General features: G+C 74.9%; 13 protein-coding genes. 7 read left to right on the top strand and 6 right to left on the bottom strand.

Translation table 11 applies throughout. From position 1 onward, the window contains the following. Nucleotides 1-29 precede the first annotated feature (29 nt). Nucleotides 30-878 (bottom strand): DUF308 domain-containing protein, encoded by an 849-nt coding sequence (locus tag GA0074704_RS22915; protein ID WP_088972409.1) that lies wholly within the window; start codon nucleotides 876-878, stop codon nucleotides 30-32. A gap of 251 nt (nucleotides 879-1,129) precedes the next feature. Between GA0074704_RS22915 and GA0074704_RS22910 the strand changes: the two genes are divergently transcribed. Then, a complete protein-coding gene (locus GA0074704_RS22910) occupies nucleotides 1,130-1,831 on the top strand; it encodes a lysophospholipid acyltransferase family protein (RefSeq protein ID WP_088972408.1) in 702 nt (233 codons plus the stop codon). A 22-nt stretch (nucleotides 1,832-1,853) separates the two neighbouring features. Here the strand turns inward: GA0074704_RS22910 and GA0074704_RS22905 are convergent, their stop codons facing one another. Continuing rightward, complete coding sequence (locus GA0074704_RS22905) at nucleotides 1,854-5,426, bottom strand: ATP-binding protein (RefSeq protein WP_231926947.1); 3,573 nt, start codon at nucleotides 5,424-5,426, stop codon at nucleotides 1,854-1,856. A gap of 185 nt (nucleotides 5,427-5,611) precedes the next feature. Between GA0074704_RS22905 and GA0074704_RS22900 the strand changes: the two genes are divergently transcribed. Continuing rightward, entirely contained in the window at nucleotides 5,612-5,794 is a 183-nt protein-coding gene (locus GA0074704_RS22900; protein WP_088972406.1) for a hypothetical protein, read from the top strand. 63 nt (nucleotides 5,795-5,857) lie between these two features. Here the strand turns inward: GA0074704_RS22900 and GA0074704_RS22895 are convergent, their stop codons facing one another. After that, nucleotides 5,858-6,550: a Crp/Fnr family transcriptional regulator gene (locus tag GA0074704_RS22895; protein WP_088972405.1), complete on the bottom strand. Its 693-nt coding sequence runs from the start codon at nucleotides 6,548-6,550 to the stop codon at nucleotides 5,858-5,860. 263 nt (nucleotides 6,551-6,813) lie between these two features. Here GA0074704_RS22895 and GA0074704_RS22890 point away from each other — a divergent pair, with 263 nt between their 5' ends. From GA0074704_RS22890 to GA0074704_RS22870, 5 genes are all read left to right on the top strand, one after another. Continuing rightward, nucleotides 6,814-7,311, top strand: a complete 498-nt coding sequence (locus GA0074704_RS22890) for a polyadenylate-specific 3'-exoribonuclease AS (RefSeq protein WP_088973900.1) — start codon at nucleotides 6,814-6,816, stop codon at nucleotides 7,309-7,311. A 79-nt stretch (nucleotides 7,312-7,390) separates the two neighbouring features. Continuing rightward, the gene (locus GA0074704_RS22885; protein WP_088972404.1) at nucleotides 7,391-7,894 is read left to right on the top strand and encodes a pyridoxamine 5'-phosphate oxidase family protein; all 504 of its coding nucleotides are present in this window, start codon (nucleotides 7,391-7,393) and stop codon (nucleotides 7,892-7,894) included. A gap of 177 nt (nucleotides 7,895-8,071) precedes the next feature. Continuing rightward, nucleotides 8,072-9,100, top strand: a complete 1,029-nt coding sequence (locus tag GA0074704_RS22880) for a 6-phosphofructokinase (RefSeq protein WP_088973899.1) — start codon at nucleotides 8,072-8,074, stop codon at nucleotides 9,098-9,100. 71 nt (nucleotides 9,101-9,171) lie between these two features. Beyond that, nucleotides 9,172-9,990, top strand: a complete 819-nt coding sequence (gene proC / locus GA0074704_RS22875; protein ID WP_088972403.1) for a pyrroline-5-carboxylate reductase — start codon at nucleotides 9,172-9,174, stop codon at nucleotides 9,988-9,990. 418 nt (nucleotides 9,991-10,408) lie between these two features. After that, nucleotides 10,409-10,759, top strand: coding sequence for a DUF2203 domain-containing protein (locus tag GA0074704_RS22870; protein WP_088972402.1), 351 nt, complete (start codon nucleotides 10,409-10,411; stop codon nucleotides 10,757-10,759). Between the two features lie 30 nt (nucleotides 10,760-10,789). On the opposite strand, the gene GA0074704_RS22865 is transcribed toward GA0074704_RS22870, so the two are convergent. From GA0074704_RS22865 to GA0074704_RS22855, 3 genes are read right to left on the bottom strand one after another with little or no spacing between them, the layout of a single operon-like run. Beyond that, nucleotides 10,790-11,737, bottom strand: a complete 948-nt coding sequence (locus GA0074704_RS22865; protein WP_157743769.1) for a threonine ammonia-lyase — start codon at nucleotides 11,735-11,737, stop codon at nucleotides 10,790-10,792. Nucleotides 11,738-11,788: 51 nt separating this feature from the next. Then, nucleotides 11,789-12,475, bottom strand: coding sequence for a class F sortase (locus GA0074704_RS22860; RefSeq protein ID WP_231926654.1), 687 nt, complete (start codon nucleotides 12,473-12,475; stop codon nucleotides 11,789-11,791). Beyond that, nucleotides 12,472-13,332: a DUF4397 domain-containing protein gene (locus GA0074704_RS22855; RefSeq protein ID WP_088972400.1), complete on the bottom strand. Its 861-nt coding sequence runs from the start codon at nucleotides 13,330-13,332 to the stop codon at nucleotides 12,472-12,474. Before GA0074704_RS22855 ends, GA0074704_RS22860 begins: the two co-directional genes overlap by 4 nt. Nucleotides 13,333-13,406 lie beyond the last annotated feature (74 nt).

Here is a 13,406-nt window from a genome sequence, read left to right as displayed (position 1 = left end):
GGCGGGGCGTCCCGGAATGCGGGCCGGGCTCAGACCACCGCGCCGTCGTCCGGGTCGTGGTCGTCGTCGCCGCCGGGACGCAACCGCCAGACCAGGGTGACGAAGCCGCCGACGATCCCGGCGAAACCGACCAGGGTGACCACCGAGCGGTCGGCCGGGAGCAGCCCCGGCTGGAGGAGGAGCACGAACCCGACCAGGATGCAGAGCACGCCGGCCACGGCGTACTTCGACACCCGGGGCAGCGGGGGCGGTGGGGGAGGGGTGTATCCCTCCTCCTCGTCACCGGGCAGGTCGGCGCCGAAGGTGTCCAGGCCGTCCAGGAGCGACGGCTCGTCGGTCCGGCCCCGGCTCACCGAGACCCCGGAGACGTCCGCCGCGTACGGCAGCCGGCGCACGTCGGTGGCGGTCGGGCCGGCGCCCTCGTCGCCGGTGGTGCGCCCGGTCGGCCCGGCCGTCGGGCCGGTCGGCTCGCTGGGGTCGTCGTCGTCGACGTCCTCCGCGGCTGGCCAGGGGTGCTCGCCGGCGCTCGGCGCGGCGTGGAAACCGGCCACGATCCGGGCCCACTCGGCCTCGATGTCCGGCTCGTCGTCGCGGGCCGGCGGCTCCGCCTCGTCGGCGAGCTGGGTGAGGTAGTCCCGGGCGGTGGTCAGGTGCGAACGGTCGACGTAGAGCCGGTCGACCGGCCGGGCGGGGACGGTGGTGGTGCGGGTCACCGGGTTCAGGTCGGCCGAGGGTTGCAGGTACGCGGCGATGCCGCCGGCGGCCAGCACGTCGAGCAGGTGCTCACCGACGCGCGGATCCACGTCGCCCGCGACGGCGTACTCGCTCGCGTCGAGGCCGTTGTCCCGCCGTCCCCGGCGGGGCCCACCCGCTGACACCGGACACCCTCCTCATCGCACCTGGCGGTGCGTCCGCTCGCGCCCCGGCGCCCGTACGCCGTGCCCTGAATCGTGACACGTCGGAGGCCGGTTCCGGGAGTGCGTTGTGGCGTGCCGCTCCCGGTTCGTAGGCTCTCGGGGACAGTTCCGCTCGCCGACGGCGCCCCGGACGGGTCACCGGGCGTGCCCGGCCGGCCCCACCGCCGACCCCGGCAGCGGTGCCGTCGCCACCCCCGTCTGGAAGGACCCCGGTGCTGTACTGGCTGCTGAAGTACATCATTCTCGGCCCGGTGCTGAGGCTGATCTTCCGCCCGCAGGTCGAGGGCCTGGAGCACATCTCGGCCACCGGCCCGGTCATCCTGGCCAGCAACCACCTGTCGTTCTCGGACTCGATCTTCACGCCGCTGATCGTGAAGCGAAAAGTCACTTTCATCGCCAAAGCGGAATACTTCCTCGGCAAGGGCCTCAAGGGCTGGCTCACCAAGATGTTCTTCGTCGGCTCGGGGACCATCCCGGTGGACCGTTCCGGCGGGCGGGCCGCCCGGGCCGCCCTGGAGACCCAGCTGCGGGTGCTGCGCGCCGGCGGCATCGCCGGGATCTACCCGGAGGGCACCCGCTCCCCGGACGGGCGGCTCTACCGGGGCAAGACCGGGGTGGCCCGGCTGGCGCTGGAGAGCGGCGCTCCGGTGGTGCCGATGGTCATGCTCAACTCCGACGAGATCCAGCCGACCGGGCAGATCATCCCCAACCTCGGCCGGATCCGGATCCGGTTCGGCGCGCCGCTGGACTTCTCCCGCTACGCCGGGTTGTCCGGCGACCGGTTCGTCGAGCGCGCGGTCACCGACGAGATCATGTACGAGCTGATGGAGCTCTCCGGCCGCGAGTACGTCGACGTCTACGCGCAGAAGGTGAAGAGCGCCCCGCCGGTGCCCCGGCAGCCCGTCGCCGCCTGACCGCCCCGCGCGCCGGCCCCGGTCAGCAGGCCAGCGCCCCGCCGGCCGGGGTCGCCGGCCGCCCGGCCAGGGCGAGCAGCCCGGGCGCCTCGTTGCGGGCCGCGAACGCCCGCACCTCCGCCAGCAGGCCCCGGGCGGCCGGATCACCGGCCAGCTCCAACTCGGCCACCGCCAGCGCCAGCGACAGCATCCGGCTGGTGACGTCCGGGATCCCCGCGTAGATCTCCGCGCCGGCCAGGTACAGCTCGCCGGCCCGCCGGTGGTCGCCGTCCGCCGCCGCCAGCGCGCCGGTCACCGTCCGCAGCGCCGCCTCCGACCACGGCGTCCGGTGGCCGGGCCGGTCCAGCATCGAGCGGACCACCACGGCGGCGTCCCGGCCGGCCAGCGCGGCCGCGTACGCCGCCGGACCGACCCACTCGCCGCTGGCCAGCGCCGGCACGGCCAGCCAGGCCCGGGCCAGCTCGTCCACCAGCGCGGCGGCCTCGTCCCGCCGGCCCTGCAACGACCGGCACAACGCGGCCATTCCCAGCATGGTCCAGTACGGCCGGTGGAAGCCGCTGCGCCGGGCCGCGTCCAGCGCCGCCGCCACGTCGTCGCGGTGGGCGACGTCGACCGGCACCGGGTCGGTACGCGGCTCCTGGCCCGCCGGCCGGTGCTCGGGCGGGACGGGCTGCCCGCGCAGCACCCGCAGCGCCGCCCGCAGGCCGCGTACCTGCATGTCCCATCCGCCGGTCGGGGTGTCCACGAAGGCGTCCGCGGCGCTCAGCAGCCGCCCGAAGTCACCGTCGAAGTACGCCCGGACCGCCTCCCACGAGTAGCTGGTGGCCAGGGTCTGCCCGGCGCCGCCCGCCTCCGACGAGTCCGACAGCAGCGCCTCCTGCCGCAACCAGTCGCCGTCCTCGCAGACGGCGAAGGCGAGGTTCTGCACCGCCCGGGGCAGCGCCAGCAGCTGCTGGCCCCGGCTCAGCTCCGCCAGCGCGTGCAACTCGTCCAGGCCGGCCCGGTCGCCCGCCTGGTAGCGGGCCGTGGCGGCGGTGATCCGGGCGTTGACGTGGGTCTCGATCAGGCCCAGCCGGTCACCGATCTCGGCCGCCGTCTCCGCCGCGGCGACCGCCGCGTCCCGTTCGTAGTTGAGCATGTGCAGCCGGCCCAGCTCGGCGTAGGCGTCCGCCTTCTGGGCGCTGTCCGGCAACGGCTCGAACAGGGCCACCGCCCGGTCCAGGCAGGCCACCGCCGCGCCCCGGTCGGCCCGCAGCCAGGCGGCCTGGCCGAGCAGCGTCCAGGCCCGGGCCGCGCAGGCGTCGTCACCGTGGGCCAGCAGCCGGTCGGCCAGCGCGTGCAGCTGGTCCGGGCCGCCGCCGGAGAGGAAGGCGTTGCCGTCGCGGTAGAACGAGATCTCCGTGGCCAGCAGCTCCAGCTGGAGCCGGTCCACCGGGTCGCTGTCGTCGACCAGGCCGAGCGCGCGACCGGCGTGCGCGGCAGCGGCGTCCAGCCCGTGCAGCGCGTACGCCCGGCGGGCCGCCCGGTGCAGCGCGCGACGGGCCGGCGCGGCGTACCGGCCGGTGGGCATGCCGAGGGTACGGGCGATCTCGTGCGCCGCCCAGCGGTGGTGCGCGAGGACCTCGGCCAGGTCGGTGTCCCGGCTGGCCGACAGCGCGTCGAGCCAGTCCGCCGTGCGTTCGTGCCGGGCCACCCGCTCGGTACGCGGCAGGCGCTGGTAGCAGACGTCGCGGACCAGCACGTGCCGGAACCGGTACTCGGGCTGCCCGGCCATCGTGGAGGCCGCCTGCTCGTGCACGAAGTCCCGTTGCTCCAGCCGGCGCAGCGCCCGCTCCACCGACTCGACCGGCTGCCCGAGGGCGGCGGCCACCGCGCCCGGCCAGAACTGCACGCCGACCACGGCGGCGGCCAGCAGCACCGCCCGGTCCTTGGCGTCGAGCAGGTCCACCCGGTTGGCGATGACCGCGTGCACGCTCTCCGGCATCGGCAGTTCGAGGTGCTTCTCCAGCGACCAGCCCCGGCCGGACTGGCGCAGCGTGCCCTGCTCGATCAGCATCCGGACGTACTCGTGGGCGTAGAGCGGGTTGCCGCCGGCCACCTCGATCAGCGGGTTGAGCATGTCGGCCGAGAACGCCGCCTGGCCGAACATGTGCGCGTACAGCGAGGCGATGCCGGTGTCGCGCAGCGGCGGCAGGGTGATGGTGACCGACCCGGTGATCGTGCCGGCCCAGCTCGGGTCCCGGTCCACCAGCTCGGGACGGGCGGTGCACAGCAGCATCAGCGGCACGTCCCGGGCGGCCGCGCCGAGCAGCTCGACGAAGCGCAGCATCGCCTCGTCGGCCCAGTGCAGGTCCTCGAAGACCAGCACGGTGGGGCGGCGGGCGGCCAGCGCCAACAGGAACCGCCGCCACGCGGACTCGGTCTCCTCGGCCGGCAGCGCCGTGCCGGGGAGCCCGACCAGCGGACGCAGCGCGGCCACCACCCGGTCCCGCTCGGCGGGGCCGACCAGCTCACCGACCGCCGCGGCGAGCCGCTGCGCCGCGGTGGACGCCGGGTCGGTGTCGAGGATGCCCGCCTCGGTCTTCACCACGTCGGCCAGCGCGGCGAACGTGACGTTCTCACCGAACGGCGGGCAGCGCCCGGTACGCCAGGTCAGCGGCTCGTCGACCAGCCGTCCGGCGTGCCGGTACAGCTCGCGTACCAGTCGGCTCTTGCCGATGCCGGCCCGCCCGAACACGGTCACCACCTGCGGGCGGCGGTCCCGCAGCGAGCGGTGCAGGGCGTTGACCAGCATGCCCAGCTCGTGCTCGCGGTCGATCAGCGGCGTGACGTCGGGTTCCCGGTCGGTGGGCTGCCGGCGTACCGGGGAGAGCGCCAGCCACACCTCGGTGGGCGTGGAGCGCCCGCGCAGGGTGACCGGTGGTTGTTCGGCGTACCGGATGGCGTCCTTGGTCAGCGCGTGGGTGGCGCCGCAGACCAGCACCCCGCCGGGCGGGGCCACCGACTGCATCCGGGAGGCGGTGTTGACCACGTCGCCGGCCACGATGGCCTGCCCGCCGTCGCGGGCGGCGGCCACGTCGACCAGCGCCTCACCGGTCGCCACGCCGACCCGGAAGCGCAGCTCGTCGGCGCCGGTGGGGGCGAACCGGGTGAGCACCCGTTGCAGCTCCAACCCGGCCCGTACGCAGCGCAGCGCGTCGGTCTCGGTGGCCACCGGGGCGCCGAAGAGCGCCATCACCGCGTCGCCGATGTACTTCTCCACCACGCCGCCGTACTGGCCGACCACCCGGCGCGCGGCGGCGAAGAAGCCGGTCTGCATGCCGCGGACCTGCTCGGGGTCGGTCCGCTCGACGTACGGCGTGAAGTCGATCAGGTCGACGAAGAGCACACTGACCCGGCGGCGGTCCTCCTGCGGCGTCGGGGTGGCCTGCTGCGCGCCCGCCCGCGCCGCCCCGCACGAGGTGCAGAACGCGACGTCCGTGGCGAGCGGTCGCAGGCAGTGCGGGCACACCGAGCCCAGCTCCGCGCCGCAGCCACCGCAGAAGCGGTCACCCTCGGCGGCGGCGCGTCCACACCGGTCACACTGCGCGGCGATGACACCCCTCCCACCCGGTCGGTCCGGCTCCGGTCGGTACGCCGCTGGTCGGCGTCCCCCGCGAGTATCGCCGTCCACGCTGCTGTCAGGTACCGGGCTGTTGGCTTGTGGACAGTCCCCCGACCGGCTGTGGGCGTTACATTCAGTCGGCCGGAACGCGATCATCGGACACGAGGGGGACTGGCATGGTGTACGTCAAGCTGGAGGGCGACTGGACCGACTCGAGCGGGGTCACGCACTCCGCCGGCGAGTCGGTGGACGTGGACGCCGCGACGCTCGCCGAGCTGCAGGCCGAGGGGCTCGTCAGCGAGGGCGGCGGCGGCAAGGACGGCACCGACTGGGTCGGGCCGACCAGCACGACCCCCTGACTCGGGGGTCGGGACACGCCGCGACGCGGCCGGAGCGCAGGGGCGCCCGGCCGCGTCCGTCGTTCAGCGGTCGTTCATCCCGGCGCGGCGGCGCAGCGCGGCCACGTCGGTGACCACGATCCGGCGGCCCTCGGTGCGCAGCCAGCCCCGGCTGGCGAACGAGCCGATCGCCTGGTTGACGCTCTGCCGGGAACCGCCGGCCATCTCGGCCAGCTGGCTCTGGTTCAGCTCGATGGTGATCATCGGGGCCTGGCTCTCGCCGGCGAGCCGGACCAGCGTCTTGGCCACCCGACCGGGCAGGTCGAGGAAGACGTGGTCGGCGTTCTGCTCGGTCAGCCGGCGGATCAGCCCGCCGAGCGAGCGCATCACCGCGTCGAGGATGCGCGGGTTGGAGTGCACCAGCTCCATGAAGGCGGGCCGGGACAGGGCCAGCGCGGCGCAGTCCTCGATCGCCTCCGCGGAGGCCGACCGGGTCGAGGCGTCGAGCAGGGACACCTCGCCGAGCACGTCCGGCGGTCTGATCACCGACAGCACCGCGCGTTCGCCGGTGGGCGCGGTGCGGAACACCGCGACCGCGCCGCGGCGCAGCACGATCAGCGACTCGCCGGGGTCGTTCTCCACGAAGAGCAACTGCCCCTTGCGGTACGTGCGCGGCACGGCCGCCGCGATCACCCGCTGGCGTACCTCGGGCTCCAGGCCGGCGAACATCTCGACACCGGTGAGCGCGTCGCCCGGCTCCGGCAGGCGCATCTCCACGGCCCAACCCCTCCCCGGTAAAGGACCTCACGCACCGGGTGAACGCGACAGTTCCCGGCACGAAGTCGGCGGAACCGGTGCGGCGTCCGGTAGCGGTACACATCAGATCATGACGGTCCGGTCGCTTGCTGTACACCCCTCAAATCACTTCCGTGACCAGGCCGGGGCCGCACTGACACCTCGCTGACGTGCGGCTGCGCGGTCCGGCCGTCGCCCGGGCCCCGCCGTCGGCGGCGGCGCCGGGGTGGGCCAGGATGGTGCCGATGGTCTACCGCTATTTCTACGACTGCGAATTCATCGAGGACGGCCGCACCATCGACCTGGTGTCGATCGGCGTCGTCGACGAGTACGGCCGCGAGTTCTACGCGGTCTCCACCGAGTTCGACGACTCCCGGGCCGTGCCGTGGGTGCGCCGCAACGTGCTGGACCGGCTCCCGTCGCCGGCCGACCGCGCCTGGCGGTCGCGGGAACGGATCCGCGACGACCTGCACGAGTTCCTGCTCGAGCCGGTGCGGGACCGCCCGGGTGAGCAGCTGGAGCTGTGGGCCTGGTACGCCGCGTACGACCACGTGGTGCTCGCCCAGCTCTGGGGGTCGATGACCGCGCTGCCCCGGGAGATCCCCCGGTTCACCAAGGAGCTGCGCCAGCTCTGGGACGACCGGGGCCGGCCGAAGCTGCCGGACGCGGCCGCGGAGCGGCACGACGCGCTGGTCGACGCCCGGCACAACCTGGCCCGCTGGCAGGCGATGACCCGGCGCTGACCGACTTCGGGCAGATCGCAGGTTTGACCCGTTCCGTCCCGGGCACCGGTTCCGTCGAGCCGACGTGAAGGGATGTGCCATGACCGACGAGCCGACCACCGCAGCCGACGCGCGTCACCGGGTGACCGAGCTGGTCCGGCAGGCCCGGATCTGCATGTTCACCACGATCGGGGTGGACGGCCGGATGGTCAGCCGTCCGATGGCCCTGCAGGAGGCCGAGTTCGACGGCGACCTGTGGTTCTTCGCGTACGGCGACTCGGCGAAGGTGCGCCAGATCCGGGTCAACCCGGAGGTGAACGTGGCCTTCTCCGACCAGCGGCACAACTCCTGGGTGTCGTTGTCCGGCACGGCTCGGGAGGGCTTCGACCGGGCGAAGGCGGAGCAGTTGTGGAACCCGCTGCTCAAGACGTGGTTCCCGGAGGGGCTGGAGACCCCGCGGCTGACCCTGGTCCGGGTGCACGCCAGCTCGGCGGAGTACTGGGACTCGCCGGGCAGCGCGGTGGTCAACCTGCTCGGGTTCGCCAAGGCGGCGGTGACCGGCAGGCCGCCGAAGGCGGGCGAGAACCACGAGGTCAGCTACTGACCGGTAGCCGGTCCGGCGGGTGGGACCGCCCGGGGCGCGGTGTCGGCGTACCGCTGCGCCGACTACAGTTCGCACGGACGGCCCGCCCCGGGCCGGCAACGGCGCCGATGGTCTGATCTGACGCATATCCTGGGGCAAATCGGGCTTCACCTGATGCTCCAGGAGGATGAGCAGATCATGCGTATCGGCGTGCTCACCGGCGGCGGCGACTGCCCGGGTCTCAACGCGGTAATCCGGGCGGTGGTCCGCAAGGGCGTCGCCACCTACGGTCACGAGTTCGTGGGCTTCCGGGACGGCTGGAAGGGCCCGCTGGAGGGCCTGTCCAAGCCCCTGGGCATCGCGGAGGTCCGCGGCATCCTGCCGCGCGGCGGCACCATCCTCGGCTCCTCCCGGACCAACCCGTTCAAGATCGAGAACGGCGTGGAGCGGATCAAGGAGAACCTCGCCGCGCAGGGCGTCGACGCCCTGATCGCGATCGGCGGCGAGGACACCCTCGGGGTCGCCACCAAGCTGCACGAGCTGGGCGTCAACGTGATCGGCGTGCCGAAGACGATCGACAACGACCTCGGCGCCACCGACTACACCTTCGGCTTCGACACCGCGGTCAACATCGCGATGGAGGCCATCGACCGGCTGCACACCACCGCGGAGAGCCACCACCGCACGCTGGTCGTCGAGGTGATGGGCCGGCACGCCGGCTGGATCGCCCTGCACGCCGGCCTGGCCGGTGGCGCCAACGTGATCCTGCTGCCCGAGCGGCAGTTCGACGTCGAGCAGGTCGCCGGCTACGTCGAGAAGCGCTTCCAGCACCAGTACGCCCCGATCGTGGTGGTCGCCGAGGGCGCCCAGCCGCTGGACGGCCAGATGGTGCTGCACAACCAGGAGCTGGACTCGTTCGGTCACGTCCGCCTCGGCGGCATCGGCCAGTGGCTCGCCGAGCAGCTGGAGGCGAAGACCGGCAAGGAGGCCCGCACCGTGGTGCTCGGCCACATCCAGCGCGGCGGCACCCCGACCGCGTTCGACCGGGTGCTGGCCACCCGGCTCGGCCTGCAGGCGATCGACGCGGCGCACGAGGGCGACTGGGGCAAGATGGTCGCGATGCAGAGCACGGACATCGTCCGCGTCCCGCTGGCCGACGCGACCGCCGAGCTGAAGACCGTCCCGATCGAGCGCTACGAAGAGGCCGAGGTCTTCTTCGGCAGCTGACCCTGCTGGGCGGCGCGGCGGGCGACCGTCGCGCCGCCGACGGTCCTCAGGCGACGGAAGGGGTACGACCGATGGGATCGGCCAGGCACACGGTCGCGGTGATCGGCGCGGGCAAGATCGGCGAGTTGATGCTCTCCGGCCTGCTGCGGTCCGGCTGGCCGACCGACCGGCTGCTCGCCACCGCCCGTCGACCGGAGCGTGCCGAGGAGCTGACCGCCCGGTACGGCGTGCGGGTGGTGGACAACCTCACCGCCGTCGACGAGGCTGCGGTGCTCGCCGTGTCGGTCAAGCCGCAGGACGCGGCCACCCTGCTGGACGAGATCGGTCCCAAGGTGCCGGCCGACAAGCTGGTCGTCTCGCTCTGCGCCGGCCTGCCCACCACCTTCTTCGCCCGCCGGTTGCCCGAGGGCACCCCGGTGGTGCGGGTGATGACCAACACCCCCGCCCTGGTGGACGAGGCGATGACCGCGATCTCGGCGGGCGCGCACGCCACCGGCGAGCACCTGGCCCTGGCCGAGGAGATGTTCAAGCCGCTGGGCTCGACGGTCCGGGTCCCCGAGTCGCAGCAGGACGCGGTGACCGCGCTCTCCGGCTCCGGCCCGGCGTACTTCTATCTCCTGGTCGAGGCGATGATCGACGCCGGCATCCTGCTCGGCCTGCCGAGGCAGGTGGCGCACGAGCTGATCGTGCAGACCGCGATCGGCTCCGCGGTCATGCTCCGCGACTCCGGGGAGCACCCGGTCAAGCTGCGCGAGGCGGTCACCTCGCCGGCCGGCACCACCATCTCGGCGATCCGGGAGCTGGAGAAGCACGGGGTGCGGGCGGCGCTGCTGGCCGCGCTGGAGGCGGCTCGGGACCGGGCCCGGGAACTGGCCGCGCAGGCCGACTGAGCAAACCGCCCCCGACGGCGGCGCGATCGGGCCGGCGGTGACCCGAGGCGCCCGGCCGACCCCGCCGGCGGCACCGAGAGCCTCGTCGGCTCCGGCCACCCCCGGCAGACCACCCGCGCCCGCCTTTGCTCTGCTGCCCCCCGCGCCTCAGTAGCGGAAGGTGACCGGGGTGGCCGTGGGCCGAGCGGATGATCGGGTGACCAACAGCAGGTCATCGCGGTGGTGCGTCGGGGGCAGCAGAGCAAAGCGGCGGCCGGGCGGATGCCGCCCCGGCGACCCGCCGGTACGGGGAGTGACCGATCGGCCGGCCACCCGGCGCCACGGACGCGACTCGCGCACCGCGCCGTCGTGCCGGCGAGCCCTGGCCGCGGTCGCCTCGGGGAAGTCGTCATCGGGTGCCGTGCCCCATACTGCTCGGGTGTTCACCCTCGCCCAGTCGCGACACCTGGTGGCGACGCTGCGCCCACGGATCGACGAGCTGATCCGGCTCCGCGCCGACCTGGCCGAGCTCCGGGCCGACCTGGCCGGCCCCGGGGTGAGCGTCCACGGCGGGTTGGCCGAGGTCAAGGCGCTGGAGGCCCGGCTGCACGGCATCGTCGACGAGTTCCACGAGCACGACATCCAGGTCAAGGGCATCGCCCCGGTGCTGCTGGACTTCCCCGGCGAGCGCGCGGGCCGGCCGGTGCTGTGGTGCTGGCTGGAGGGGGACGCCGACGTGCGCTGGTACCACCGGGTCGAGTGCGGGTTCGCCGGGCGCCGCCCGGTCTGAACGGCCGCGCGGTCCGCGCCGGGCAACAGGTCAGCCGAGGGTGGCCAGCGTCGCCGGCGCCACGTTGCCGCCGCTGAGCACCAGCACCGTCCGGGTTGCCGGCGCGGTCTCGACCAGCCCGGCGCGCAGCGCCGCCAGCCCGACCGCCGCCGAGGGCTCCACCAGCAGTTTCGTGGCGTCCAGCAGCTCCGCCCAGGCGGGCAGGATGGACTCCTCGGGGATCTCGACCACCGCGTCGACCAGTGCCCGGACGTGGGCCAGCGTGTGCCGGCCGGCGAAGGGGGCGGCCAGCCCGTCGGCCACCGACGCCGGCCGGTCCGGCGGCGTGCCGCCGGCCGTGCGCAGGGCGTACGACACGACGTTCGCGCCGGCCGGTTCCACCCCGACGATCCGGGTCCGCGGCGACGCCGACCGCAGGGCCGCGGCGATGCCGCTGATCAGTCCACCCCCGCCCACGGGCACCAGGACGAGGTCGGGTGCGGGCCCGGCGGCCAGGATCTCCCGTCCGACGGTGGCGGCGCCGGCGATGACGTCGGGGTGGTCGAAGGGCTCCAGCAGGTGCCAGCCGCGCTCGGCCGCGAGGCCCCGGGCGGTGGCGACCAGGTCGTCGGTCAGCAGCACCTCGGCGCCGTACCGGCGGACCGTCGTCACCTTCGTGGACACCGCCCGGGTCGGCATGCAGACCACGGTGGGCAGTCCGGAGGTGTGCCCGGCGTACGCCACGGCGGCGGCGTGGTTGCCGGCGGAGTAGGCCACCAGCCCGGTCGGCGGGGTGTCCCGCTCGACGAGGGCCAGCAGGGCGTTCAGCGCGCCCCGGGTCTTGAAGCTGCCGGTGTGCTGGAGGTTCTCCGCCTTGACCGCGAGTGGCAGGCCGAGGTCGTCGCCGAGCCGGGGGCAGGGCAGCAGCGGGGTGTGCACCACCCGGCCGGCCAGTCGTCGTTCCGCCGCCGTGATCTCGTCCTCGCTGACCAGTCGCACGCCGCGGATCCTAGCCGCGCCCCGACCGGTCCGCCGCCCGGCGAGGTGTGGTCAGCCGGCCGCGGAGTCGGGGAACAGCCCGCCGGCGGCCTGCGCCACGGCGAAGACCACCAGGTTGTCCCGGTAGTGGCGGGAACGCCGGTCGAAGTCCCCGGCGCAGGTGATCAGGCGCAGCTCCGGCCCGGGGGTCGGGCCGTAGACGGCGGCGGTGGGGAACCGGTCCTTCGGGGTGCGCAGCGAGCCGGTCACCCGGAAGGTCACCGGCCGGCCGCCGCGCCACACCTCGACCGGGTCGCCGGGGCGCAGCTCACCGAGGCGGGCGAAGACGGCCGGACCGGTGGGCGAGTCGACGTGACCGGCGATCACCGCGGGGCCGGGGTCGCCCGGGACGGGACCGCCGCCGTACCAGCCGGCCTCGGCGAAGTCGGCGGGCGGCACCAGCTCGCCGGCCCGGTCCAGGCCGAGCAGCGCCAGCTGGGAGTCGACGCCGATCCGCGCGACGCGTACCCGGGTGGGTGGGCCCTGCGGGCGGCGGGCGGCGGTGGTGGTGGTCGCTGCGGCGGCCGGGCAGTCGTCGATGCAGCCGGGTCGCCAGACGGCGGCCGGGCCGGGTGGGCGGGTGGTGGCGATGCCGACGCCGGTGCCGGCGGCCAGGCAGAGCGCCGCGCCGGCCGCGACCCGGGCGGAGCGGCCACGGCGGCCCGCCCGGTGCCGCCGGATCGCCGCGCCGGTGGTCACCAGGTCGTGCGCCGCCGGCGCAGCAGCAGCGCACCCGTCACGGCGGCGCCCGCGAGCAGCCCGCCGGCCAGCATCGGGTACGCCCCGACGCCCGGCCGGGCCGTCCCGCCGGCGCCGGTCTGCACGCCGCCGGTGGGGACGACCGTGCCGCCCCGGGCGTCCTCGCGCAGCTCGGCGACGAGCCCGCCGCGCTTCGCGTCGAGCACCAGCAGCGAGTAGACGGCGCCGCCGGCGAGGGTCACCTCGGCGGTGGCGCTCGGCCCGTTCCGCCCGTCCAGCCGCAGCCGCCACCGGCCCGGCTCGACCTCGCGGTAGCCGGTGGTGGTGGCGAACCGGACCGCGTCGGCGATGGCCGGGCCGTCGGTCGCGGTGACGTCGAGCACCGGGGTACGCACCGACGCCTGCACGACGCGGACCTTCGCCCGGCCCGGCGCGGGGGCGCCGAGGTCGTCGCGGAGCACCCGCAGCCCGAGGTCGGCGTGCCGGCCCACTCCGGCCACCGTGTACGCCCCGCCCGCAGTCACCGCCACCTCGGTGGTGAGCACCGGCGGCTGGTCGGCCGGGGCGCCCGCCTCGCGCATGGCCACCGCGTACCGGCCGGCGGGCAGTGGCAGGTACGCCGACACCACCCCGTACGCGACGCCGGGGAAGCGGCGCGGTTCGGCGGCGCCCGGCGCGGTGAGGTAGACGTCCACCGCGGGAGTGTCGGGGGAGAGGTGCGCCAGCCGGACGTACCCGACGGTGTCCGCCGCGGTGGCGGCCCGGGCCGGCGCGGCTCCGCCGATCGGCGTGGCGCCGAACAGGAGCGCGGCGGTGGCGGCGAGCAGCCGACGCGACGCGGTACGCAGCTGGGGCATTGTCGTCTCCCGATGGTCGGTTGGGACGACCACCAGAGTCCCGTAGGCGGGACTGCTGCGCAACCCGACCCGCC

The organism is Micromonospora siamensis (genome assembly GCF_900090305.1).
GTDB classification, from domain to species: domain Bacteria; phylum Actinomycetota; class Actinomycetes; order Mycobacteriales; family Micromonosporaceae; genus Micromonospora; species Micromonospora siamensis.
The sequence above is the reverse complement of the archived record's forward strand: the minus strand, read 5'-3'. Positions and strand labels throughout refer to the sequence as shown.

What these genes read in the sequence shown, in the direction of transcription:
- GA0074704_RS22900 (WP_088972406.1), top strand. Translation starts at nt 5,612, where the DNA reads ATGGTGTACGTCAAGCTGGAGGGCGACTGGACCGACTCGAGCGGGGTC.
- GA0074704_RS22890 (WP_088973900.1), top strand. Translation starts at nt 6,814, where the DNA reads ATGGTCTACCGCTATTTCTACGACTGCGAATTCATCGAGGACGGCCGC.
- GA0074704_RS22885 (WP_088972404.1), top strand. Translation starts at nt 7,391, where the DNA reads ATGACCGACGAGCCGACCACCGCAGCCGACGCGCGTCACCGGGTGACC.
- GA0074704_RS22880 (WP_088973899.1), top strand. Translation starts at nt 8,072, where the DNA reads ATGCGTATCGGCGTGCTCACCGGCGGCGGCGACTGCCCGGGTCTCAAC.
- proC (WP_088972403.1), top strand. Translation starts at nt 9,172, where the DNA reads ATGGGATCGGCCAGGCACACGGTCGCGGTGATCGGCGCGGGCAAGATC.
- GA0074704_RS22855 (WP_088972400.1), bottom strand. Translation starts at nt 13,332, where the DNA reads ATGCCCCAGCTGCGTACCGCGTCGCGTCGGCTGCTCGCCGCCACCGCC.